21 protein-coding genes and 1 pseudogene are annotated in these 19,968 nt (G+C 70.5%); 5 read left to right on the plus strand and 17 right to left on the minus strand.

All coding sequences use genetic code 11. The features are described from left to right. Positions 1 to 204: 204 nt before the first annotated feature. The 11 genes from SSP24_RS07380 to SSP24_RS07425 form a co-directional block, all read right to left on the minus strand. Positions 205 to 1,539: a sulfate adenylyltransferase subunit 1 gene (locus SSP24_RS07380; protein ID WP_141308023.1), complete on the minus strand. Its 1,335-nt coding sequence runs from the start codon at positions 1,537 to 1,539 to the stop codon at positions 205 to 207. 2 nt (positions 1,540 to 1,541) lie between these two features. Further along, positions 1,542 to 2,477, minus strand: coding sequence for a sulfate adenylyltransferase subunit CysD (cysD, locus tag SSP24_RS07385; protein ID WP_141308025.1), 936 nt, complete (start codon positions 2,475 to 2,477; stop codon positions 1,542 to 1,544). Continuing rightward, positions 2,474 to 3,046: an adenylyl-sulfate kinase gene (gene cysC, locus SSP24_RS07390; RefSeq protein WP_141308027.1), complete on the minus strand. Its 573-nt coding sequence runs from the start codon at positions 3,044 to 3,046 to the stop codon at positions 2,474 to 2,476. Before cysC ends, cysD begins: the two co-directional genes overlap by 4 nt. Further along, complete coding sequence (locus SSP24_RS07395; RefSeq protein ID WP_141308029.1) at positions 3,043 to 3,753, minus strand: phosphoadenylyl-sulfate reductase; 711 nt, start codon at positions 3,751 to 3,753, stop codon at positions 3,043 to 3,045. The genes cysC and SSP24_RS07395 overlap by 4 nt, the downstream gene beginning before the upstream one ends. Continuing rightward, entirely contained in the window at positions 3,750 to 3,929 is a 180-nt protein-coding gene (locus SSP24_RS07400; protein WP_141308030.1) for a hypothetical protein, read from the minus strand. Before SSP24_RS07400 ends, SSP24_RS07395 begins: the two co-directional genes overlap by 4 nt. Then, positions 3,926 to 5,623: a nitrite/sulfite reductase gene (locus SSP24_RS07405; protein WP_141308032.1), complete on the minus strand. Its 1,698-nt coding sequence runs from the start codon at positions 5,621 to 5,623 to the stop codon at positions 3,926 to 3,928. The genes SSP24_RS07400 and SSP24_RS07405 overlap by 4 nt, the downstream gene beginning before the upstream one ends. Positions 5,624 to 5,750: 127 nt before the next feature. Then, positions 5,751 to 5,834: a putative leader peptide gene (locus tag SSP24_RS45275; RefSeq protein ID WP_309486338.1), complete on the minus strand. Its 84-nt coding sequence runs from the start codon at positions 5,832 to 5,834 to the stop codon at positions 5,751 to 5,753. 127 nt (positions 5,835 to 5,961) lie between these two features. Next, positions 5,962 to 6,534 carry a GNAT family N-acetyltransferase gene (locus SSP24_RS07410; protein WP_141308034.1) on the minus strand — a complete coding sequence of 191 codons (573 nt, stop codon included), beginning with the start codon at positions 6,532 to 6,534 and terminating at the stop codon, positions 5,962 to 5,964. Between the two features lie 17 nt (positions 6,535 to 6,551). Then, entirely contained in the window at positions 6,552 to 7,754 is a 1,203-nt protein-coding gene (locus tag SSP24_RS07415) for a hypothetical protein (RefSeq protein ID WP_141308036.1), read from the minus strand. Between the two features lie 196 nt (positions 7,755 to 7,950). Next, positions 7,951 to 9,225: a GAF domain-containing protein gene (locus SSP24_RS07420; RefSeq protein WP_229864880.1), complete on the minus strand. Its 1,275-nt coding sequence runs from the start codon at positions 9,223 to 9,225 to the stop codon at positions 7,951 to 7,953. A gap of 372 nt (positions 9,226 to 9,597) precedes the next feature. Further along, positions 9,598 to 11,232, minus strand: coding sequence for an acyl-CoA dehydrogenase family protein (locus SSP24_RS07425; RefSeq protein WP_141308040.1), 1,635 nt, complete (start codon positions 11,230 to 11,232; stop codon positions 9,598 to 9,600). A 109-nt stretch (positions 11,233 to 11,341) separates the two neighbouring features. Here SSP24_RS07425 and SSP24_RS07430 point away from each other — a divergent pair, with 109 nt between their 5' ends. After that, positions 11,342 to 12,502, plus strand: a complete 1,161-nt coding sequence (locus SSP24_RS07430) for a YihY/virulence factor BrkB family protein (protein WP_141308042.1) — start codon at positions 11,342 to 11,344, stop codon at positions 12,500 to 12,502. A 13-nt stretch (positions 12,503 to 12,515) separates the two neighbouring features. Here the strand turns inward: SSP24_RS07430 and SSP24_RS07435 are convergent, their stop codons facing one another. Continuing rightward, complete coding sequence (locus SSP24_RS07435) at positions 12,516 to 13,349, minus strand: NmrA family NAD(P)-binding protein (RefSeq protein WP_141308044.1); 834 nt, start codon at positions 13,347 to 13,349, stop codon at positions 12,516 to 12,518. Positions 13,350 to 13,480: 131 nt separating this feature from the next. On the opposite strand from SSP24_RS07435, the pseudogene SSP24_RS07440 reads away from it, so the two are divergent. Further along, positions 13,481 to 14,311: pseudogene (locus tag SSP24_RS07440) on the plus strand (helix-turn-helix transcriptional regulator); the annotation flags it as partial. 139 nt (positions 14,312 to 14,450) lie between these two features. Here SSP24_RS07440 and SSP24_RS07445 read toward each other — a convergent pair. Genes SSP24_RS07445 through SSP24_RS07455 form a run of 3 tightly spaced genes read right to left on the minus strand, consistent with a single transcriptional unit; the run spans position 14,451 to position 16,876 of the window. Beyond that, complete coding sequence (locus SSP24_RS07445) at positions 14,451 to 15,347, minus strand: aminoglycoside phosphotransferase family protein (RefSeq protein ID WP_141308048.1); 897 nt, start codon at positions 15,345 to 15,347, stop codon at positions 14,451 to 14,453. A gap of 6 nt (positions 15,348 to 15,353) precedes the next feature. Further along, positions 15,354 to 16,439, minus strand: coding sequence for a hypothetical protein (locus tag SSP24_RS07450; RefSeq protein WP_229864879.1), 1,086 nt, complete (start codon positions 16,437 to 16,439; stop codon positions 15,354 to 15,356). Further along, positions 16,436 to 16,876: a MarR family winged helix-turn-helix transcriptional regulator gene (locus tag SSP24_RS07455; protein ID WP_141308050.1), complete on the minus strand. Its 441-nt coding sequence runs from the start codon at positions 16,874 to 16,876 to the stop codon at positions 16,436 to 16,438. Before SSP24_RS07455 ends, SSP24_RS07450 begins: the two co-directional genes overlap by 4 nt. A gap of 70 nt (positions 16,877 to 16,946) precedes the next feature. Between SSP24_RS07455 and SSP24_RS07460 the strand changes: the two genes are divergently transcribed. Together SSP24_RS07460 and SSP24_RS07465 are read left to right on the plus strand one after the other, a co-directional pair. Further along, positions 16,947 to 17,321: a cupin domain-containing protein gene (locus tag SSP24_RS07460; RefSeq protein ID WP_141308052.1), complete on the plus strand. Its 375-nt coding sequence runs from the start codon at positions 16,947 to 16,949 to the stop codon at positions 17,319 to 17,321. Between the two features lie 92 nt (positions 17,322 to 17,413). Continuing rightward, complete coding sequence (locus SSP24_RS07465) at positions 17,414 to 18,097, plus strand: helix-turn-helix domain-containing protein (RefSeq protein WP_141308054.1); 684 nt, start codon at positions 17,414 to 17,416, stop codon at positions 18,095 to 18,097. Here SSP24_RS07465 and SSP24_RS07470 read toward each other — a convergent pair. After that, positions 18,086 to 18,487, minus strand: coding sequence for a VOC family protein (locus SSP24_RS07470; protein WP_174864616.1), 402 nt, complete (start codon positions 18,485 to 18,487; stop codon positions 18,086 to 18,088). The two genes, SSP24_RS07465 and SSP24_RS07470, sit on opposite strands and share 12 nt — an antisense overlap. Positions 18,488 to 18,606: 119 nt before the next feature. Here SSP24_RS07470 and SSP24_RS07475 point away from each other — a divergent pair, with 119 nt between their 5' ends. Then, positions 18,607 to 19,374 carry a class I SAM-dependent methyltransferase gene (locus SSP24_RS07475; RefSeq protein WP_141308058.1) on the plus strand — a complete coding sequence of 256 codons (768 nt, stop codon included), beginning with the start codon at positions 18,607 to 18,609 and terminating at the stop codon, positions 19,372 to 19,374. Here the strand turns inward: SSP24_RS07475 and SSP24_RS07480 are convergent. Then, the gene (locus tag SSP24_RS07480; RefSeq protein ID WP_141308259.1) at positions 19,344 to 19,907 is read right to left on the minus strand and encodes a GNAT family N-acetyltransferase; all 564 of its coding nucleotides are present in this window, start codon (positions 19,905 to 19,907) and stop codon (positions 19,344 to 19,346) included. The two genes, SSP24_RS07475 and SSP24_RS07480, sit on opposite strands and share 31 nt — an antisense overlap. Positions 19,908 to 19,968 lie beyond the last annotated feature (61 nt).

The following is a 19,968-nucleotide window of genomic DNA, read 5'->3' on the forward strand; positions in this document are numbered from 1 at the left end:
GAGGTGTTCCTCTCGTCGGCCCGGCGGGTCACGATCTGTCAGGTCGTGGCCGGGAGGTCGGCAGGTTTTCGGCGGCGGCGCGCGGCGTGCGCGTACGTCGTCACGCACATCGCGCCACTCCGCCCTGCCCGCTGCCGAGGGCGCCGCTGCCGACGCGGCCGCCCTCCTTGGCGAAGGACGAGTAGAAGTCGGTCGAGGCCATGGTCAGAAGTCCCACCCGTCGTCCTCGGCCTCGTCCCGGACCGGCTCCGGGGAGGCGAACGACTCGCCGACCATGCCCGCGGTGAGCGTGGTGCCGTCGCTGGGGTCGATCAGGATGAACGAGCCGGTGCGCCGGGAGTCGGCGTAGGAGTCGACCGGCAGCGGCTCGGCGGTGCGGACCTTCACCCGGCCGATGTCGTTGGCGACGAGCTGTCCCGGGTGCGGGTGCAGGGACAGGTCGTCGAGGGTGAGCCGGGACGGGATGTCCTTGACGATCGCCTTGACCGTGCGGGTGCCGTGCTTGAGCAGCACCCGGTGGCCGACGGTCAGCGGCTGGTCGGCCACATGGCAGACGGTCGCCTCGATGTCCTGGGTGGTCGGCGGCGCGTCCTTGCTGGGCACGATCAGGTCACCGCGCGAGATGTCGATGTCGTCCTGAAGCAGGAGGGTGACCGACTGCGTGGTCCAGGCGACGTCGACCGGCTTGCCCAGCAGGTCGATGCCGGAGATCTTCGTCGAACGGCCGGACGGCAGGACCGTGATCTGCTCGCCGACGCGGAACGTGCCCGCCGCGATCTGACCCGCGTAGCCCCGGTAGTCGGGGTGCTCGGCGCTCTGCGGCCGGATCACGTACTGCACGGGCAGCCGCGCGTGGCAGTGCGCCAGGTCGTGGCTCACGGGCACGGTTTCCAGGTGTTCCAGAACGGTCGGTCCGCCGTACCAGTCCATGTGCGCGGACGGTTCCACGACGTTGTCGCCGTTCAGCGCGGAGATCGGGATCGCGGTGACCTCGGGGACGCCGAGTTCCGTGGCGTACGCCGTGAACTCCTCGGCGATCGCGCCGAAAACGCTCTCCTCGTACCCGACGAGGTCCATCTTGTTGACCGCGAGCACCGCGTGCGGGACGCGCAGCAGCGCGGCGATCGCGGCGTGCCGGCGGGTCTGCTCGACGACGCCGTTGCGGGCGTCGACGAGGATGATCGTCAGCTCGGCGGTGGAGGCGCCGGTGACCATGTTCCGGGTGTACTGCACGTGGCCCGGGGTGTCGGCGAGGATGAACCGGCGGCGGGGCGTGGCGAAGTAGCGGTACGCGACGTCGATGGTGATGCCCTGCTCGCGCTCGGCGCGCAGGCCGTCCGTCAGCAGCGCGAGGTCGGGGCCTTCCTGCCCTCGCGAGGCCGAGGCGCGTTCCACGGCCTCCAGCTGGTCGGTGAGGACCGACTTGGAGTCGTGCAGCAGCCGGCCCACGAGGGTGGACTTGCCGTCGTCGACGGAACCGGCGGTGGCGAACCGCAGCAGGGTTGTGGCCGAGAGTTCCTCGGTCGTGGTCGTGCTCATGTTTAGAAGTACCCCTCGCGCTTGCGGTCTTCCATCGCGGCCTCGGAGAGCTTGTCGTCGGCCCGGGTGGCGCCCCGCTCGGTCAGCCGGGACGCGGCGATCTCGGTGATGACCTGCTCCAGCGTCTCCGCGTCGGAGTCGACGGCGCCCGTGCAGGACATGTCGCCGACGGTCCGGTAGCGGATCAGCCGCTTCTCGACGGTCTCGCCGTCCTTGGGGCCGCCCCACTCGCCGGCGGTCAGCCACATGCCGTTGCGCCGGAACACCTCACGCTCGTGCGCGAAATAAATGGCGGGCAGCTCGATGCCCTCGCGGGCGATGTACTGCCAGACGTCCAGCTCGGTCCAGTTGGACAGCGGGAACACACGGACGTGCTCGCCGGGGGCGTGCCGCCCGTTGTACAGGTTCCACAGCTCGGGGCGCTGCCTGCGCGGGTCCCACTGGGAGAACTCGTCGCGCAGCGAGAACACCCGCTCCTTCGCCCGTGCCTTCTCCTCGTCCCGGCGCCCGCCGCCGAACACCGCGTCGAAACGCTCCGCCTGGATCTTCTCCGTCAGCGGAAGCGTCTGCAGCGGGTTACGCGTCCCGTCCGGGCGCTCCTTCAGCACACCCCGGTCGATGTAGTCCTGCACGGACGCGACATGCAGCCGCAGGCCGTGCTCGGCCACCGTACGGTCCCGGTAGTCGATGACCTCGGGGAAGTTGTGCCCGGTGTCCACATGCAGCAGCGAGAAGGGCACCGGCGCGGGCGTGAACGCCTTCAGCGCCAGGTGCAGCATGACGATGGAGTCCTTGCCGCCGGAGAAGAGGATCACCGGCCGCTCGAACTCGCCCGCCACCTCACGGAAGATGTGCACCGCCTCGGACTCCAGCGCGTCCAGGTGCGACAGGGCGTACGGGGTGTCGGTGCCCTCGTCGATCGTGGCGACGGTCGTCATGCCAGTCCCCTCTCGGTGAGCAGCGTGTACAGCGACGCCGCGGACTCCTGCACGGTCTGGTTCTGGGACTCGATCCGCAGATCGGGCGCCTCGGGCTCCTCGTACGGGTCGTCCACGCCGGTCAGCCCCGTCAGCTCGCCCGCGGCCTGCTTGGCGTACAGCCCCTTCACATCGCGCACGGAGCACACCTCGACGGGCGTCGCCACGTGCACTTCCAGATACGGCGTGCCGTTCGTCTCGTGCCGCTTGCGCACCGCGTCACGGCTGTCGGTGTACGGCGCGATCACCGGGACCAGCGCCTTGACACCGTTACGGGCGAGCAGCTCGGCGACGTAACCGATGCGCTGCACGTTGGTGTGCCGGTCCTCGCGGCTGAAGCCGAGGCCCGCCGAGATGAACTCGCGGATCTCGTCGCCGTCGAGCACCTCGACGAGGTGGCCCTCCTCCCGCAGCCGGCCGGCCAGCTCGTACGCGATCGTGGTCTTGCCGGCGCTCGGCAGGCCCGTGAGCCAGACGGTGGCTCCGCTCGTCACGTGCTTCTCCTGAGGGGTCGGTGTGGTGGTCGTCATCCGTGCAGCCCGCACTCGGTCTTGGCCCGCCCGGCCCAGCGGCCGGCGCGCGCGTCCTCGCCCGCGAGGACCCGGCGGGTGCAGGGGGCGCAGCCGATGGAGGCGTAGCCGTCCATGAGCAGCGGGTTGGTCAGGACGCCGTGCTCGGTGACGTAGGCGTCCACGTCGTCCTGGGTCCAGCGGGCGATCGGCGAGATCTTGATCTTCTGGCGCTTTTCGTCCCAGGCGACGACCGGGGTGTTCGCCCGGGTCGGGGACTCGTCGCGGCGCAGTCCGGTCGCCCATGCGTCGTAGTTCTTCAGCCCCTGCTCCAGGGGCTTGACCTTGCGCAGGAAGCAGCACAGGTCGGGGTCGCGGTCGTGCAGCTTGGGGCCGTACTCCGCGTCCTGCTCGGCGACGGTCTGGGCCGGGGTGAGGGTGATGACGTTGACGTCCATCACCGCCTCGACGGCGTCCCGGGTGCCGATGGTCTCCTCGAAGTGGTAGCCGGTGTCGAGAAAGACGACGTCGACGCCGGGCATCGCGCGGGACGCGAGGTGGGCGACCACCGCGTCCTCCATGGAGGACGTCACGCAGAACCGCTTGCCGAAGGTTTCCGCCGCCCACTGGAGGATCTCCAGTGCGGAAGCCTCTTCCAGTTCGCGGCCCGCCTGCTCGGCGAGCGCCCTCAGCCGCTCTGTCTCCCGCGTTTCCTGAGCGGTCGTCATATCGCGTCCCCTCCCGTTGTGTCGTGCTGGAGTCCGCGGGCCAGCAGCCCGAGGAACTTCAGCTGGAATGCGCGGTTGCATGCCGCGCATTCCCAGGCGCCGTGGCCCTGCTCACTCGGACGCAGGTCCTCGTCGCCGCAGTAGGGGCAGTAGAAGGGGGCCGCACGCTCGCTCATGACAGCGACTCCTCGCTGGCGCGCGCCGCCCAGGTGGCGAACCGCTCGCCGTCCTCGCGCTCGTCCTGGAACCGCTTCAGGACACGCTCGACGTAGTCGGGCAGCTCCTCGGAGGTGACCTTCAGACCGCGTACCTTGCGGCCGAACCCGGCCTCCAGGCCGAGCGCGCCGCCCAGGTGCACCTGGTAGCCCTCGACCTGCTCGCCCTGGTCGTTCATGACCAGCTGGCCCTTGAGACCGATGTCCGCGACCTGGATACGGGCGCAGGCGTTCGGGCAGCCGTTGATGTTGATGGTGATCGGCTCGTCGAAGTCCGGGATCCGGCGCTCCAGTTCGTCGATCAGCGAGGCGCCGCGCGCCTTGGTCTCGACGATGGCGAGCTTGCAGAACTCGATACCGGTGCAGGCCATCGTGCCGCGCCGGAACGGGGACGGCTTGACCGTGAGGTCCAGCGCCTCCAGGCCCTCGACGAGGGAGTCGATCCGCGACTCGTCGACGTCCAGCACGATCATCTTCTGCTCGACCGTGGTGCGGACCCGGCCCGAGCCGTGCGCCTCCGCCAGTTCGGCGATCTTCGTGAGTGTGGCGCCGTCGACGCGGCCGACTCGCGGTGCGAAACCGACGTAGAAACGGCCGTCCTTCTGCCGGTGCACCCCGACGTGGTCGCGCCAGCGCTCCAGGGGCTGGGCGGGCGCGGGGCCGTCGACCAGCTTGCGCTTGAGGTACTCGTCCTCCAGCACCTGGCGGAACTTTTCCGCACCCCAGTCGGCGACCAGGAACTTCAGCCGGGCGCGCGTGCGGAGGCGCCGGTAGCCGTAGTCACGGAAGATCGAGATGACGCCCTCGTAGACGTCGGGCACCTCGTCGAGCGAGACCCAGGCGCCGAGCCGGACGCCGATCTTCGGGTTGGTGGACAGGCCGCCGCCGACCCACAGGTCGAAGCCGGGGCCGTACTGGGGGTGGTTGACGCCGACGAAGGCGATGTCGTTGATCTCGTGCGCCACGTCAAGCAGCGGCGAGCCGGAGACCGCGGACTTGAACTTGCGGGGCAGGTTCGAGAACGCCTTGTTGCCGATGATCCGGCGGTGGATCTCCTCGATCGCCGGGGTGCCGTCGATGATCTCGTCCGCGGCGATACCGGCGACGGGCGAGCCGAGGATCACACGGGGCGTGTCACCGCAGGCCTCGGTGGTGGACAGGCCGACCGCCTCCAGGCGGTTCCAGATCTCGGGCACGTCCTCGATCCGGATCCAGTGGTACTGGACGTTCTGCCGGTCGGTGATGTCGGCCGTGCCGCGCGCGAACTCCTGCGAGATCTCACCGATGACGCGCAGCTGCTGGGTGGTGAGCCGGCCGCCGTCGATACGGACGCGCAGCATGAAGTACTCGTCGTCCAGCTCCTCCGGCTCCAGGATCGCGGTCTTGCCGCCGTCGATCCCGGGCTTGCGCTGGGTGTACAGGCCCCACCAGCGCATCCGGCCGCGCAGGTCGTTGGGGTCGATCGAGTCGAAACCGCGCTTGGAGTAGATCGTCTCAATGCGTGTCCGCACATTGAGACCGTCGTCGTCCTTCTTGAACTGTTCGTTGCCGTTGAGCGGGGTGAAGTGACCCACGGCCCACTGACCCTCGCCGCGGTGACGGCTCACCTTGCGGCGGGGAGTCGCGGCGGCAGGGTTCTGCGGGGTGGCGGCCATGGTGATAAGTCCTTCGGGACAGGCGGAAAAGCGGCTCTGACCTGCGCGTACGGCGCATGGGGGCATACGTGCGCATCATTGCGCAGGGACAGACAAAGCGGGGGAGAACGGCGTTGCTGGAGAGGTCTCAGCTCGCCGGACAGATGGCGCTGGACATGCGGCCGAGGTCGACGTGCCGCCGACTCACCAAGGCAATTCCAGTTCCAGACATGACGGAAGCGTGTCACGGCGATCTGGACACAGTCCAGCTTTATCCAAAATGCGGACACCCTTGTCTCGTATGGCGAAACAAGGGTGTCGTCGGTCACATGGCGTGAACGCCGTCTTGTCCGACCAGGTCAGGCAGGGTATGCACCGGGCCACGGACCGGGCGCCCCGACCTCCGGCTCCTCCTCGACCTTGGTGTCGAACAGGGTGAAGCCGCGTCGCAGGTAGTTGTCCATCGCGTGTTCGCCGTCCTTGCTGCATGTATGCAGCCACACCCGCTTGGTCGGCGCAAGCCCCGGCCACCGGTCCGCGAGATCCCACGCGCGGGCAGTGCCGTACGACAGCAGGTGCCCGCCGATGCGCCGCCCGCGGAAGGCCGGGATCAGTCCGAAGTAGACGATCTCCACCACTGCGTCGTCCTGCGGTTCCAGCTCCACATAACCGGCGGGCGTGCCCCGGTCGTAGGCCACCCACGTCTCCACCCCGGGCCGCTCCAGGTGCTCCTGCCACCGCGCGTACGTCCAGCCCAGCCGGTCGGTCCAGTGGATGTCCCCGCCCACGGACGCGTACAGGAAACGGCTGAACTCGGGCGAGGGCACCTCGGCGCGGACGATCCGCACGTCGCCCTCCGGCGCCGCCGCCGGGAGCAGGTCGGTCGGGGCGGTCTGCTCCAGGGACCAGGTGGTCACGGGGATGTTCGTCATGCAGGTCAGGGAATCATCTAGCCCAGGGCCCTGTCGATCGTGTCCAGCGGCAGCGAGAACAGCATCCGCCCCGACTGCGACCAGACCTCACCGCTCTCCTCCCAGTAGGAGAGGGACTGCGCGGGGCCGCTCCAGCACAGATACGTCTCGTCCGTCCCGCAGCGCGCCCCGCTCGCGCCACCGCTGTCCTGCCGCCACAGCGTCCCGTGTCCGCCCGCCGCGCGGGCCAGGTACCACTGGGACCGGTGGGCGAGCACACCCCGGACGTCGGCCGCCTTCGTCTCGTACGCCTCCTGCGGCCCCGTGCCGAGCAGGCCCGCGCCGGACGGGTCGTCGTCGAGGGCGTAGCGCCACAGGCGGGTGGGCCGGTCGCCGTCCGCCGGGACCGACTCGCTCGCGACGAGGCTGTCGGGCGTGGTGCTGCGGTCCAGGGAGAGCGCGCCGATCCGGGCGCCGGTCAGACGGTACGAGCGGACGGCGGGCAGCGTGTACCGGTCGCCGCGCGCCGGTGGCGCGGTCGCCGCGATGTCGGCGGAGGTGCGCCGGATGCGGTCCAGGTCGTAGAGGTACAGGGCGCGGCCCTCGTCGGCGGTGACGAGCAGCTTGTCCTGGTACCAGACCATGCCGGACAGCGTCGACACCAGCGGCCGGCCGACGGGGTCGCCGCTCGCCGGAACGGTGAGGGCCACCCAGGTGTAGGTGAGCCGCTCCTGGTCGCCTGCGTCGACGAACGCGACCCGGGAGTGGCCCTGCTGGTCGCTCCAGCCGGAGAGCACCACGCGGTTCGAGCCCCACCGGCCGTCGTCGTCGGCGTCCCCCGAGGTGGTCACCGCGCCCGTGTGCCACTCCTCGGTGCGCGCTTCGTCCCAGCAGTGCGCCCGGGTGGCCGCGGGCGCTATGGGCAGCGCGGCGCGGTCGGCGTCGGTGCAGTCGGCCGCGGCACGCAGGCTGCGGTCGGCGTCCGCGAGGACGGCGGCGACGCCGACGGGCTGGGCCGGTCCGTCGGGCACGGGCTGCGGGATCCGCTCCTCGCGCAGGCGCAGATCCGCCAGGGAGGCAGCGGAGGTGACGGGCTCCAGGGCGCCAGGGTCGGTGCTGACCGTGGCCTGGGAGGCGCTGATCACGGTGGCGGCGCCGGTGAGTGCGAGAGCGGTCCCGGCCAGGAACGCCCGCAGCGCTTGGCCCCGCTTGCGTCGGCGGTGTCTGCCGCGATGCTTCATCTGGTCCTCCCGAGGCGGGCCAACTGCGCCTGACGACCTGTGCGTTGACCTGGGAGCAGGTGGGGTGGCCCGGTAAGGGATGCTACGTCAGGTACGGCGAACTGTGGACGCAGACCCCGCAAATATGCGGAAGAAGCTCTCGAACATGCGGCCTTGGGACTCTCACGGCACCGTCGAATGTGCGCCCTCGGGACTCTCACAGCACCGTCGAAGCCGCCCGCGCCCTGCGCACCGCCGGTGCGCTGGAGTGCGGCAGGAGGTCGGACGGCTCGGGCGGGAGGATCACCTCGATCTCGGCGTCGTCGCAGAAACGATACGGTCGGTGCTCCAGAAAGCTCCCGAGATACCGCCGTACCCGCGACATCTCGGCGCGCATCGTCACCGTGCGGCGCGGGTCGCCGAACACGTCCGCGGCCAGCTGCGCGGCGGTGCGCCCCGCCCGGTGCTCGGCCAGCAGGAACAGCAACTCGCTGTGCCGCGGGCTCAGTTCATGGGTCCAGGAACCCACACCGCCCGACACCGTCACCGTACAGCGGCGCGGCTGCCCCAGGTCCAGCACGATCCGGGTGGCACCGAACGGCAGCGGCTCGTCGGCGGGCCGCACCAGCCAGCCCTCGGCAAGCGGTTCCACCACGCACAGGCCCAGCATGGGCAGCCAACGGCGGCCGGGCGACAGCGCCTTGGGCAATGCGATCCGGTTCGTGTACGGCATCCCCGTCACGGCCGCCGTCCAGCCCTCCCTGTCCACCACCAGCGCGCGGCCGGTCAGCCCGGCCAGCACCGGAGCGGCCACCGCGCGCAGCCGCTCCAGCGCGGTCAGATGCAACTCCCGCAGCCGGGCCTCGGCGAGCTTGGCCACCGAGTCGACCCAGGCGAGGGTGGCCGGATGCATCGTCTCCAGCGGCCCGCTCACGTCCACCACGCCGATCAGCCGCCCGTCGCGCGGATCCGTGATGGGGGCACCGGCGCAGGTCCACGAGGCATGCGAGCGGACGAAGTGCTCGGCGGCGAACACCTGCACCGGCCGCCGTACCACCGCCGGCGTCCCGACGCCGTTGGTGCCCACGATGTTCTCCCGCCAGTCCGCGCCGAGCAGAAAACCCAGCCCGTCCGCCTTGCGCAGCACCGCGGAACTGCCCTCGCGCCACAGCACCCGGCCGTCCGCGTCGGCGATCACCATGATGTGTCGGGCGGTGTCCGCGACCGAGACCAGGCCGTCCCTGAGCACCGGCAGCACATGCCGCAGCGGCGAGTCCTCGCGCCGCCGCCGGATCTCCTCCGGTGTCAGCAGGCCCGATCTGAAGTCGTGGTCCGGGTCCACCCCGCTGCGCAGCATGCGTCCCCACGACTCCCCGATGACCGGGCGGGGAGCGACGTGTGGGCGCTTGCCGGAGAGGGCCTCGTCGCGGACCGCGCTGAGCATCCGCGCGGCCCGTGGCGCGTCGACGGCGGACAGGTCCGTCACATTCATGGGCGACCGCGGCACTGAGATCCTCCCCCGGATTCACACTGACGTGCGACCGGCTGTCAAGCTCCCACGGCGTCGTTTTCCGGTCGCGTCCTGATGGTGCGTCCCATACTGCCGCCCGCCGCTGACGGAGGGGCCCAGTCCGGTCACAGACACCGGAAAGTTGCAACCCCTTGCAACCCTGGTGAACCGCCCCACGGTGTTTGAAACTTGAGCGACGTCGCCCGTGCGGCGCGCTCGGCCTGAACGGGCCGGCCAGGGCAGGGGTGGTGCCGTGTCGGCGCAGCACCACCCCTGTCGGCGTGCGGTTTTCCGGCATCGTCCCTCTTGTGCGGACTCAAGTTGACGTACCCGCTCCAGGGACCTAGCCCCGGGTCAGGACACCGGCCGCGCCCGCTCCACCACCGACGCCAGGTCCAGCGTGTGCGGCAGCGTCCCGAAAGCGGTTCCCCAGTCGCCGCCCAGCCGGGAGCCGCAGAACGCGTCGGCGACCTCGGGGGGCGCGTACCGGACGAGCAGCGCGCCCTGAAGCACCAGCGCGAGCCGCTCGACCAGGCGCCGGGCGCGGGCTTCGATGCCCTCCAGGTCGGCCAGTTCGGTCAGCAGGTTCTTGATCGCGGCGTCCAGCCGGTGATCGGCGCCGCGCGCCCGGCCGACCTCCTGCAGATAGGCGTTCAGGGCCTCCGGCTCGCGTTGCAGCGCACGCAGCACGTCCAGCGCCTGGACGTTGCCCGCGCCCTCCCAGATCGAGTTCAGCGGCGACTCGCGCACCAGCCGGGGCAGCCCCGACTCCTCCACGTAACCGTTGCCGCCCAGGCACTCGGCCGCCTCCACCGCCACCGGCGTACAGCGCTTGGTCACCCAGTACTTGGCGGCCGGCACCGCCAGCCGCAAAAACGCCCGCTCCTGTTCGCTCCCGTCGTCGTAGGCGGCGGCGAGGCGCAGCCCGAGCGTGGTCGCCGCCTCCGACTCGATGGCGAGATCGGCCAGAACGTTGCGCATCAACGGCTTGTCGATCAGCCGTCCGCCGAACGCCTCCCGGTACGTGCAGTGGTGGACCGCCTGCGCGACTGCCTGCCGCATCAGCCCCGCAGAGCCGAGCACGCAGTCCAGCCGGGTCGCGGCGACCATCCCGATGATGGTCCGCACCCCGCGCCCCTCCTCGCCGACCCGGCGCGCCCAGGTTCCGTCGAACTCGACCTCGCTGGAGGCGTTGGAGCGGTTTCCCAGCTTGTCCTTCAGCCGCTGGAGCAGAAAGACGTTGCGGGTGCCGTCCGCGAGCACCCGCGGCACCAGGAAACAGGTCAGCCCGCCCGGAGCCTGGGCCAGCACCAGGAAACCGTCCGACATCGGCGCCGAGCAGAACCACTTGTGTCCGGTCAGCTCGTACGTGCCGTCCTCGGCGAGCGGCCGGGCGACGGTGGTGTTGGCGCGGACATCGCTGCCGCCCTGCTTCTCCGTCATGCCCATCCCGAACAGCACCCCCGCCTTCTGCTCGGCGGGCCGCAGATCACGGTCGTAGACCGTGGACGTCAGCCGCGGCTCCCACTCCGCGGCGAGGGCCGGATCCGTGCGCAGGGCGGGCACGGCGGCGTGGGTCATGGACAGCGGGCAGCCGTTGCCCGCCTCGACCTGCGTCCACATCAGGAACCCGGCCGCCCGCCGCACATGCCCGGCGGGCCGCGCCCACGCCGCGGTCAGGCCCGCGGCGACGCCCTTGCCGAGCAGCCGGTGCCAGGCCGGATGGAACTCGACCTCGTCGACGCGGTGGCCGTAGCGGTCGTGGGTGTGCAGCCGGGGCGGGTTCTCGTTGGCCAGCACCCCCCACTCCTGCGCCTGCGCCGACCCGGCGGTACGGCCGAGCCCCGACAGCTCGCCCCGGACCTCGTCGAGCAGCTCCGGGGCAACGTGCCGCTCGACGGCCGCCACGAGGGCGCGGTCGGCGCCGAAGACGTCGTATCCGACGAGCGGCGGGACCTGATTGGTCACGGTGTGGGTGCTGCGTGCCATGCTCGGAACCTACCCCGAGGTACGGAGGTGGTCACCCCGCGGACCCGGGCACCTGGGCCACCGTCCCACCAGGGTGAACCGTGCCCGCTGCGGCGGATACCGTTGGGTCGTGCAGTCAGCAAGTGTCACCCCCGAACGACCCTCCGGTCGCCTCCACCGCGCGCGGGCCCTCTACCGGAATGTCTCCAAGCGCAGGACCGCCTGGCTGCTGCTCAAGGACACCGTCAACTCCTGCATCGAGTACCGCATCCTCGGCCTGGCCGCCGAAGCCGCGTTCTTCACGCTGCTGTCCGTGCCGCCGCTGCTGCTCAGCATGATCGGCCTGCTCGGCTACGTCGACGACTGGACCGGCACCGACACCATCTCCAGCCTGCAGACCAACCTCCTGGAGGCCTCCCGCACGGTCCTGTCCGACAAGGGCGTGAACGAGATCGCGCGGCCGATCCTGGACGACGTGATGCAGGGCGGGCGACCGGACGTCATCTCCATCGGCTTCCTGTTCGCACTGTGGTCGGGATCCCGGGCGGTGAACGTCTTCATCGACACGATCACCGTGATGTACGGCCTCGATGGCGTCCGTGGCATCGTCAAGACCCGGCTGGTGGCGTTCCTGCTGTTCATCGCGGCCTTGCTGATCGGCTCGGTCGCGCTGCCGCTGATGGTGGCGGGACCGGACGCGGTGGTGCGGATCGTGCCGTGGTCGACGACGGTGGTGCAGGTCCTGTACTGGCCCGTGGTGATCGTCCTGTCGATCGTCTTCCTGACCACGCTGTATCACGTCTCCGTCCCGGTCCGTTCCCCGTGGGTCGAGGACGTCCCCGGCGCCCTGGTGGCCCTCGGCATGTGGGTGCTGGGCAGCTTTTTGCTCCGCATCTACCTGCAGAACACCGTCGAGGGCGCGACGATCTACGGCTCCCTGGCCGCCGCCGTCGCCGTACTGCTGTGGATCGGTGTGTCCGCCTTCGCCGTGCTGGTCGGCGCCGCCGTCAACGCGGCGATCGACCGCGTCTGGCCGGCCGCCGCGACGGCCGCCGCCCGCGCCGCCAACGAACGGCTGCGCGAGGCGCAGGTCGCCGAGTACGTCGCCCGCGCCGCCGCGGCCCGCGAGGCCGACCCCGACGATCCCGACATGCCGTCCGAGTTCCCCGAACGCTGGTCCCGCTTCCTTCCTCCGGAGGACGTGACGGCACGGCTGCGCACCCAGGTGAAGAGCTCGCAGAACGCGCACAAGGGTGGCGGGGAGGAGCCGTCGGGGTCGGCGGAAAAGTGAGGCGAGCGGCTGCTCAGGGCGTCCAGGTCCCCGCCGCCGCTGCCTCCGCCGCGAACTCCGCGAAGTCCCGCGGCTCGCGTCCCAGCACCCGCTGGACGCCGTCCGAGAGGTGGGCGTTGCGGCCGTCGAGGAGGGTCTCGAACACGTCCACGAGCAGCTCGACCACCTCGGGCGGCTCCCCGAACGCGGCCAGCTGCGCCCCGTACTCCGCCGCCGGCAACGGCCGGTACGTCAGCTCGCGCCCCGTCGCCTTCGCGATCTCCGCCACCGCCTCACCGAAGGTCAGCAGCCGCGGCCCGGACACGTCGATGCCCTGCCCGACGTACCGATCACCCGCCGTCAGCGCGGCCACCACCACGTCCGCCACATCCCGCAGATCGACGAACGGTTCACGCACCTCACCGCCCGGGAACACCAGCTCCCCGCCCAGCCGCAGCCCCTCCACCAGCGGCCCCTCGCTGAAGTTCTGCATGAACCACGCGGACCGTACGACCGTCCAGTCCGCGCCCGACTCCCGCAGCGCCTCCTCGGTCGGCCGCGCCTGCACCTCGCCGCGCGCCGACAGCAGCACCAGCCGCCGTACGCCGAGGGAGACCGCCTCGTGCGCGAGCAGCCCGACCGCGCGGGTGGCCGCCGCGGAGCCGACGTCCCCGGGGTGGACGAGATACGCCGCGTCGGCGCCCTGCAACGTCCGCGCCCACGTCGACCGATCCGCCCAGTCGAAGCCCTCGGCACGCGAGGCCGCCCGCACCGCCAGCCCGGCCGCCTGCGCGGCCCGCGCCACCCTGCTGCCCGTACGACCGGACGCCCCGGTCACCACCACGGTCATGCCCGTTTTCTGTCTCATGCCTCCAGTGAACTGCCGTATCGCTCCCCGCGGTGAACAGTTCTGAGACTGCTGAGGCACATAGTGCTCAATGGGAGCCATGTGGCTGAAGGTGCCGCGCCTAGGACACCGGCGCAGCGGAGGTCACCTCGGTCTACGCCGAACGCGGCCGGCACGGCGGGTTCGCGTTGCTGCCCGATTTCCAGACCGATCTCAGCGGACTGAACCATGACGAGGCACTTGCCTTGCTGGTCGCCGGATCGGGGCGCGGCGAGCAGGTATTCGGCCTCGGCTCCGCGCTCGCTTCGGCCATGCGCAAGGTGGTTGACGCGCTGCCCGAAGGCCATCGGGCCGCCGCGAGCGACGCCGCCCAGCGATTGCTCATCGACCCGGAGACCGACCTGCTCTCACACCGCCTGGTCACCGAGGAGTTACCCGACACGACAATGATCGAGGTCCGGCGCGCGGTGCTCGCCGGCCACAAGCTGCGCATCCACTACGCCGCCACGGACCAGACGCCGCAGTGGCGCACCGTGGACCCGATCGGCCTGGTCACCGTACGCGACCGGGGCTACTTGCTGGCCACAAGATCCGGCGCGGACCGCACCTACCGGCTGTCGCGGGTGTTGGCCGCCGAGGAACTCCCCGAACCGGCACAGCGACCCAACCGGGTCGATCTGGACCGGATCTGGCGGGAACGCTGCGCGCAGTTTCTGTCCGACGGCGATCAAGTCACCGTGCAGGTGCGGGTGAACCCGGCGCGGCGGGAGGACCTGGTGAGCACCGCACAGACTGTCCGCGCCGAGGAACCCGACGCCGACGGCTGGCTGCGGCTGGAGGTGACCTTCCAAGACGCGCGCCACGCCGAATGGGCGCTGTGGCAGCTCACCACGGACGTGGAAGCCCTGTCCCCGCAGTGGCTGCGCACCTCCCTGCGCAACCGCGCCGCGGCGATTGTCTCCCGCTACGGAGCGTCATCCTGAGAGTCGCTCCGTACTACACCGCGGCGCGACCGGGTCCGGGCGTAGACCCCGCGCCAAGCCTCCGAGGTCTGCGGTGGCTCACGAGAGTTCGCCCGGCAACTCGGTTACCCATGGCCGCAGAAGTTCTAAGAGGCGCGCGTCAAACGCCCTTCAGGACACGGTCAAGTGCCGCCCGGCCTACAGGCCCCCAGTTCGGCTTGCCGCCGGGAAGGCCCCGATCTCCGTTCTGCCCCATGAGCATCAGGAAGAGGCTCTTCATCGCGGCCAGCCCGCGGGCGCGCCGGATCGCTGCCTCGTCTGCGTGCGCGTACATGTCGAAGAACCGTGAGGCCGTGCCCGCGGGTAGCAGCACCCATGCGGCGGCGAGGTCCCACGCCGGGTCGCCGGCGAACATGGCACCGAAGTCGACGATGCCCGAGAGCGTTCCGTCCGAGACGACGACGTTCGCGGGATGGAGGTCGCCATGCACCCACACCGGCGGGCCCTCCCACGCCTGGGCCGCAACCGCGTCGTCCCAGACGGCCCGGACGTCGGCAGCGATGTCGTCGAGGGCAACGGCTTGGAAGAAATTCTCAAAGCCGTCCGTGCAGCTCCTGGGATGGGCACCGCGGTCCGTAGCGATCGGCGCCTCGGCGGGAGCCTCCACATGGAGCGCCCGGAGGAAGCCCGCCAGCGTGTCGGCCGCGTGGGCGCCGCGGCTGATCGAGCCGTGGTCCAGCGGCTCGCCGGGAACCCACGTCATCACGGTCCAGTGCTTGGGGAAGCGCTCGGACGGTTCGCCGAACCGCACCGGGGTCGGCACCGGGAGCGGAAGGCGCGGAGCCAGCACGGGTAGCCACCGCCGCTCCTTGAGCTGGAGTTCCGGGGTGGGGTCCATACGCTGCATGCGCACGGCCAACTCGTCCCCGAGACGCCACATTTGGTTGCCCCAGCCGCCCGCCACCTCGCGGATGGCCAGCCCTGCAAGGTCTGGATGTTGCTCCTGCAGCAGGTCGCGAACCAGGTCTGCGGTGATCTCGATCTCGGTGTCGGTCATACGAAGTCACAGTACTGAGGCGGCAGGCGGATAAATCACGTCGGTGCAGCCCCGCCGCTTGGTGATGTCGTCGACGTAGGCGCGGAACAGGGCTGACAGCGCCTTGGCGCCGAGGACGCCGTCGTAGACGTAGCTGGAGCTGAGGGTGTGTAGGGCGGGCTTGCCGTCGCAGGTGGAGGAGGCCCACCAGGCGCCGTGTGTGTGCCCGGCCGTTCCCGCTTCGATGACTTTGTCGCCGTCGGCGTAGTCGTCGTATCCCACTGTGTGCGCCTCTGGGCCGAAGTAGGAGACGGTGCGCAGCCACCAAGGCGAGTGGGTGAGCGCGCTGCGTGCGTAGCGGCGCTGGTCGTCGGGAAGGTTGTCGCCGATGCGGCCCACCTGGTCGGGACTGACCGCCAGGAAGCAGCTCTCGATTGGGTTTGCGTCACGCGTGGGCGCTGCGAGGGCACGGTCGGGCAGCCGGCCTTGCCCTTGCTCCTTGAGGTGTCGGGCAAACCAGCTGCACGAGCCGTCCGCTGCCTTGGCGGAGTGGAGGGCTGACGGTACGGGCTCCAACGGATGGTCAGGCAGTTGGGGCAGTTGGGTCTGGCAGCCGATTCGGTCGGCGAGCTCCTTCGCCGCCGATCGGGCGAGGCGGGCGAGGCGCTGACGGTCGGCTGCGGAAACGTCTTCATAGTCGGCGCGGGCGGTGACGTTCAGGAGCTTCGGGGCTGTCGCGCTGCTGCCGGGGCCGCATTCAGCACGGATGGTGGTGTACCAGTTCCCGTACCAACCCAAGGTGCCGTCGCCGACTTGTCGCGCTTCGGGGCGCCGGTCGGCGACAGCGGTCACGTCGTCGCTGGGCACTTTGTAGACGGTGCAGGAACTGGGCAGCTCGCGCGCATCCAGCCTGTCGTAGTCGCTGGTTTCGGCCCGGACCATCCCGCCTTGGAGGTCCATCACCGAGGCTGCGGATACGAGCCCATCACATGCCGCGTTGATGTCGCGTTCACTGGAAGCCCGGTCCCGGATGTCATCGGCCGTCAGCCAGCCGGCATACAGGCTCAGCCCGATGCCACCCCATGCCGCACACCGCCACAGCCATCGGCTCACCAGGCAGGGCGGATCGGGCCCGGCGGTGCAAGGAGTGTCAGGTCGGCGACGAGTTCGCTGAAGCGCGCCTCGCCCAGTACCTCTCGCCACGGTGCGACGGCAGCCCGGGCCGCCTGGTCGGCGGCGCGCGTGGCGGCCCAGCCGGTCTCGGTCAGTCCCAGGAGGCGGGCGCGGGCATCATGCGGGTGTGGATGCCGCTCCACGTACCCCTTTCGGACCAGCTCCTCGACCAGCTGGGCGGCGGCCTGCTTGGTCACCCCCAGGTGCTCGGCCAGGTCGGCCGTGGTGGCGCCGCCCGCCGAGATGCGGGCGAAGGCGAAGCCGTGTGCAGGTCGTAGGTCCTGGAATCCCTGCTGGGACACGCTGGTGTGGATTTCCTGCACCAGCTGTCCGGAGAGTGCCAGCACGAGTGCGGAGAAAGCCAGGGCGTCGTCCATGGGCTTGACTATAACTCGTCAATCCGCTTGTCTATTTGGACAAGAAGCTTGTCTAGGTGGGGGCTGGAGTATGCCGTTCATCCGCAGTGACGAGGCCGTCGTACACGAGATTCACGGTGGCCGTTTCGTTTCCTACGTTCGTCCGGACACCGGCAGCCGGGACCTCGCCGCCTGGCGCGTCGAGATCCCGGCCGCAATGCTGGGGCCGACCCACACGATCAGCGACGAGGAGACGTTCTACGTCCTCTCCGGTCGCCTCCGACTCACCATCGACGGTGAGAGCGCCGAACTTTGCGCAGGTGACGCGGCAGTGGCACCTGCAGGCTCCGAACTGGCGGTCGCCAACACCACCGACCAGCCCGCTCGGATGTGGGTCACCACACGTGTCGGGCTCACCGCCAAACTGGCTGACGGCAACACCATCACACCGCCCTGGGCTCACTAGTGTGTTCGGCGGCCAGGATGGCGACGCCGCGGCGAGCGCGGAGGCAGTGTGACGCCTCACGCGGTTGCTCAGCACGACGTAGCCTGGCGTACGTGTACGTGGAGTGGGCGTCCCGGCTGAGCGGCGCGGTGGTGTGGAGGAACACGCCGACCGGGGCCGGTGCGGGGCGGGTGCTGCCCGACGGCTGCATGGACCTGTTGTGGAACGACGGCAGGCTGCTTGTCGCGGGTCCCGACACGCGCGCGTACGTGAGTGCGGACGGGGCCGGTGCGTGGGCGGGCGTCCGCTTCTACCCGGGGGCGGCGCCGACGCTGCTCGGCGTGCCGGCGCACGAGGTACGCGACCGGCGCGTCGCCCTGGCCGAGCTGTGGTCGGCGGCGCGGGTACGCCGTCTGACGGCTCGCGTGAACGCGGCCGCGGATGCGGCTAGCGGGCTGGAGGAGGTGGCGCTGGGCCTGGCGGGCGACGCCGACCCGCCGGATCCGCTGCTGCGGCGGGTCGTACTGGCCCTGGACGCGGGCCGGACTGTCGCCTCGACGGCCGACGAACTGGGCCTCGGCGCCCGGCAGTTGCACCGCCGCGCGTTGCACGCCTTCGGTTACGGCCCGAAGACGCTGGCGCGCGTGCTGCGCTGGCAGCGGGCCCTCGTGTTGGCGCGGAGCGGGATGCCCTTCGCGGAGACGGCGGTGCGCGCCGGGTACGCGGATCAGGCCCACCTTTCCCGGGACACAAAGGAGTTGGCGGGCACCACATTGGGGGAGTTGCTACGACGCTGAAGGCAGCCGGGCGAACAGGTCGACCCCGTTTCCGTCCGGGTCGTGCAGGGACGCGTACCGCTGCCCCCAGACGGCGTCCCACGGCTTGAGCTCGCCGTGATACCCGGCGGCCACCATCTCCTCGTACAACGCGTCGACCTCGCCGGGCGTGTCGCACAGCAGCGCGAGCGAGGCCCGACCGCCCCCGGCGGGCGCCCGCCACCCGGGGTGGAAGGACCGCACGCTCTCCTCGGTGTCCAGCAGCAGCCGCAGCCCGCCGGGCAGTTCGGCCTCCGCGTGCGGCTGCTCCTCGGCTCCCTCGGGGAACGCGAACCCCAGCCGACGGTAGAAGACGACAGCGGCGGCCATGTCGGAGACCACCAGGCCAATGGCATCGAATCGTGGAGTCATGGGGCCACGGTACGGATGGGCCGGGACACCCGTCTTGAACGAATCGGACACCACGGGAGGCGGCCGCATGCCGGGTAATCCGCTTGCCCGCTCCCGCCCGCCTCTCTACCGTCGCCCGCATGGTTGACGCGCTCTTCGGGCACCCGCGACTGGCCGCGATCTACGACGTGCTCGACTCCGACCGCAGTGACCTCGACGCCTACCTCGGCATCGCCCGGGAGTTCGGCGCACGCCGGGTGCTGGACATCGGTTGCGGAACGGGCGTCTTCGCGCTGCTGCTGGCCGAGCGCGGCATCGAGGTCGTCGGTGTCGATCCCGCGCAGGCCTCCCTGGACGTCGGCCGCGCGAAACCGGGCGCCGACCGCGTCCGCTTCATCCACGGCGACGCGACCGCCGTTCCGCCGCTCCGGGCGGACCTCGCGACCATGACCGGCAACGTCGCCCAGGCCATCGCCGACCCGGAGTCTTGGCGGGCCACCCTGCGGGCCATCCACGCCGCCCTGCGACAGGGCGGACACCTCGTCCTCGAAACCCGCGACCCGGCCCGCCGGGCCTGGGAGGAGTGGAACCGGGACGCCACTCACCGCGTCACGGACGTCCCCGGCGTCGGTGCCGTCGAGAACTGGGTCGAAGTGACCGACGTCGACGGGCCGTTGGTGACCTTCCGCGGGACCTTCGTGTTCACGACGGACGGCGCACGCCTGACCTCGGACTCCACCCTGCGATTCCGCTCCCGCGAGGAGGTGGAGGCGGATCTTCTCGGCGCGGGCTTCACGGTGGACGACGTCCGTGACGCTCCCGACAGGCCCGGACGGGAGTTCGTGTTCGTGGCGCACAATGCGGGTGGCGGTAGCGGTCAGCCTTGCCGGCGGAAGTCCAGCATGTAGAAGACCTTGTCGTAGCGGCGTTCACCGACGGCCACGAAGCCGGGCAGACGGCCGTATTCGGTGAAGCCCAGCGATCGGTAGAGGTGCAGGGCATTGGTGTTGTCGCCACGGGCGTCCAGAGTGAGGACCTCGATACCCGCCTCCCGGGCGTCAGCGATCAAGGCAGCGGTCAGCGCCCGACCGATACCGCGACCATGGGCAACAGCATCCACCGCGATCTTCTCCAGATCGGCGTGTGGCCGATGGGTCGGTCGGGCGTAGCGGAGCCAGTACCCCAACCCGACAAGTCGATGGTCGAGGTAAGCGGCACGCAGAGCCGCATCCCCGGCCTGTACCGCAGAGACGACATGGCCGAGAAGTTCCGCCACCTCGTCCCGCGAGGGTGGTTCCACCCAGCCCAGCGCGGCACCCGAACGGACCAGGTCCGCCAGGATCCGGTGGGCCGACTCCACAAACCGGGCCTCCGGCTGCGGATCGGAGGTCAGCTCCATGGCATCGAGGATGACGGGCTCAGTGGTCACACCGCTGGTCATGGCCGGATTCATGACCGGCAGCCTAAAGGCTGTGCCGTTCGGGGCGGGAGTCGTCCCGTGA

It is taken from the genome of Streptomyces spinoverrucosus (genome assembly GCF_006539505.1).
GTDB classification, from domain to species: domain Bacteria; phylum Actinomycetota; class Actinomycetes; order Streptomycetales; family Streptomycetaceae; genus Streptomyces; species Streptomyces spinoverrucosus.